Annotated in this window: 4 protein-coding genes; all 4 read right to left on the bottom strand. The window is 65.2% G+C overall.

What is annotated here, in order from left to right; genetic code table 11:
- Positions 1-312: 312 nt before the first annotated feature.
- Positions 313-504 (bottom strand): tautomerase family protein, encoded by a 192-nt coding sequence (locus tag BLR02_RS28045; RefSeq protein WP_090665475.1) that lies wholly within the window; start codon positions 502-504, stop codon positions 313-315.
- 72 nt (positions 505-576) lie between these two features.
- Positions 577-1530, bottom strand: a complete 954-nt coding sequence (locus BLR02_RS28040; RefSeq protein WP_245705008.1) for an alpha/beta fold hydrolase — start codon at positions 1528-1530, stop codon at positions 577-579.
- A 96-nt stretch (positions 1531-1626) separates the two neighbouring features.
- Positions 1627-2517 carry a dioxygenase family protein gene (locus BLR02_RS28035; protein WP_342670597.1) on the bottom strand — a complete coding sequence of 297 codons (891 nt, stop codon included), beginning with the start codon at positions 2515-2517 and terminating at the stop codon, positions 1627-1629.
- Complete coding sequence (locus tag BLR02_RS28030; protein ID WP_090665473.1) at positions 2514-2936, bottom strand: DoxX family protein; 423 nt, start codon at positions 2934-2936, stop codon at positions 2514-2516. Before BLR02_RS28030 ends, BLR02_RS28035 begins: the two co-directional genes overlap by 4 nt.
- Between the last annotated feature and the right edge of the window lie 186 nt (positions 2937-3122).

Below are 3122 nucleotides of genomic sequence, written 5' to 3'. Positions count from 1 at the left end.
GTTCCTTGAAAGCCTCAAGACCTTCCAAGGTGGCGCGGCCAGAGACCAGATCGGAGCCAGATCGGTTAGTCAGACAGTCCGGTCACAGACCCTAGATCAGGCAAGTTTTTATGACACAGTAAGATTAATAGGCAGCCGAGATGGCGCTCTCGCCACGGAGCGGCCTGGAGCGACACCGCTGGGCACTTCTATTTGCCGCCGCCGGGCCTGCGCAGTCGGACGAGGATGTGCGCCATCTGCAGGACATGGCGAAGGATTTCGCGGTGCTGGGGCGTGCGGCGCGGGCGGCGGGCGCCACCCGCGCCATCCGCATCAGGAGGTGGGGGTGCCGAACAGCTTGCCCTCGCCGGCCCAGTCGCTCGGCGCGACGTCCTCGAAGATCACGTAGATGTATTTGGCATCGGTTCCAGTGTTGCGGACGATGCTATCGGTGATCTCTGCGGCCACCTTCGCCTTCTGGTCCTGGTTCTTGCCCTCGAACCAGCTCACACGAACTACAGGCATGGTTTGTCTTCCTTCATGGGGGGTTCTGGTAAAGTCAGCCACGGCCCGGTGTGGCCGCGACTTGCGCCTCGCTCAACGATCGAGGAATGCCCGGAGATCGGTCGTGAAACGCTCGGGATTCTTAAACGCGAGGAAGTGGTCGCCCTGCTCGGCTGCCGAGTAGACATGGAGCGTGGAACCCGGGATGACCGAGTGCATCCACCTCTGACTGGGCAGGTTGCGACTGAGTTCGCCCGTGAAGATCACCGTCGGCACTTTGATCCTGTGGCGGACCACATCGCGCCAGTCGTTTGTGATGTGGTCAAAGAGCACACGGCCCATCGCCACCGGGTCGTTCTGGATGAACGCGCGGGAGAAGCTTGTGGAGTTCACGTAGGCAGGGGCGTCCATCGCCATGGCGCGCTCCACCGCGCTCATATCGACGATGAGGCTGTTGGCCGGGGCGCCCTGCGTGAAGGCGGCGATCATCCGCTCCGGCGAGGTGGTCATCCCGCCCGCCTCCAGCCGCTCCTGCTCGGACCAGTCGGCGTGGCTGTAGATCGAAATCGGCTCATCGATGATGGCGAGCCTGCGGATGCGTCCCGTGCCAAAGAGGTCGATGTAGCTCCAGAGCACCGATGCCCCCATCGACCACCCGACGTAGTCGGCGGAATCAAGGCCAAGGTGGTCACCAAACTCCCGCAGGTCCACGGCGAACCGCGAGATGCGGGACCCGTAATCGACGCGCTGCGAAAGCCCCTGGTTGCGGGGATCGAGGACGTAGACGCGATAGTGCCTGCTGAGCAGATACATGACATTGACGAACTCAGCCCCGTTCGCCGACCAGCCTGGAACGAAGATGAGTGGCCTGCCCTGGCCGGCGGCCCAGTAGGCGAGCCGGACACCGTCGCTCGTGACGAAGGCGTTGATTTCAAGGCCGGCGAAGTCCGAGAGCTGTGCCGGCAGGCCCTCGATCCTGTTCGGGAAGGTGTAGTCGCGCCCGAGCACGTCCATGGCCGGTTCGGCGACGACCGGCATCGAGGTCACGATCAACGAAAGGATGGCGACAAGTCCAAGAAGCTGCTTCCGTATGGTTCTGAAAATTGATTGACGCCGACCGATGTCAAACACTGCAATTCTCCCTCACGCCGCCTGCGCCGCCGCAGCGTCTGTGTCGTTGGTGAAGGCATAGGCGTCCATCCGCAGCACTCCGTAGCTCGCGCTCCGGTGCAGGCGCTCCGTTCGCGGCGCCATTCCGGCCGCGCCGAGCGCGACGTAGAGCGGCAGCAGATGCTCGTCGGTCGGATGGTTCTGGGCTGCAAACGGGGCCTGGTACCGGTAGCCGAGCAGGTCGCGAAGCCGGCCCTCCAGAAGGGCGCCATCTACCCAGTCGGCGAAGGCTGCCACCCAATCAGGCTCGGGCGCGTCCGGCGTCTGGCCGAAGAATTCCTCGAGGTTGTGCGTGAAACTGCCACTGTCGATGATCAGCACGCCTTCCCTCCGCAACGGCGCCAGTGCGCGGCCAAGGTCGAGGTGGTGCGCCGGGCCGAGATGCGGCTGAATCGAGACCTGCAGCACCGGGATGTCGGCCGCTGGATACATCTGGGACAGCGGCACCCAGGCCCCATGGTCAAGGCCGCGCCGGTCATCGACGCGTGAGGCCAGGCCGGCACTTGCCAGCAGGTCCGCAGCGCGCTCCGCGAGCGCCGGCGCACCGGGCGCATCGTAACGCATCTCGAACAGCGCGCTCGGGAACATGCGGCCGAAATCGTGGATCGTGGTGTTGCGCGTCATGGCGCTGACAACCGGGGTGCGGGTGCCCCAATGTGCCGAGGCGACGAGGATTGCCGTGGGTCGCTCTGGCAGGTGCGAGGCAGCCTCACGCAGGAAGCTCCGCGCTGGCACGTCCTCCAGCGCCAGCGTCGGGGCGCCGTGGGAGATGAAGATCGAGGGCAACATGGGGAGCGACTCCTGTCTGATCGGGAAAACCCAGCGGTTGAATATCCGGCGGGTCTTATGCCCATTCTGGTTCATGCGACTGCGCGGCTAGGCAAGGCGGGCGAGCGGACCAGCGCGTGGGCACCGTCGCCAAGGAGCGCCTGCACCACCAGCGCGAGCGCCCAGAAGGCCGGGAACTCCCAACCACCGCCGGCGGCTGTGAAGAAGAAGCCTTTCGCGCCGTGGACCAGCACGATGGTGCCGAGCAGGACGGGAACGAGCGCCAGCGAGACCAGGCGAGCCCAAACGCCGAGGATCAGCGCCGCACCGCCGGCGACCTCGGCCGCGATGGTGGCGTAGGCGACGAAGGCGGGCAGGCCGAGCTGGCCAAAGAAGCCCACCGTGCCGGCCGGGGTGAAGACGAAGATCTTGAGGCCGGCATGGGCCAGGAAGAGCACGCCGAGTGCCACGCGAAGGGCGAGCGCGCCGTAGGGCGCTGTGCGGAGGTCGAGCATGGATGATACGGTCCTTGACGAGGAGGGCAGCACCGTCGCGGCCCGATAGCGACAATCTGGCGCTTGGTCTGGCTTCAGGGCATTGCCGAAACCCGCCTAGGGTCTGTGACCGGACTGTCTGACTAACCGATCTGGCTCCGATCTGGTCTCTGGCCGCGCCACCTTGGAAGGTCTTGAGGCTTTCAA

Origin of the sequence: Belnapia rosea (assembly GCF_900101615.1) — a bacterium.
Classification (GTDB): Bacteria; Pseudomonadota; Alphaproteobacteria; order Acetobacterales; family Acetobacteraceae; genus Belnapia; species Belnapia rosea.
Note: the sequence above shows the minus strand (reverse complement) of the source record. Positions and strands in the feature narration are given on the sequence as shown.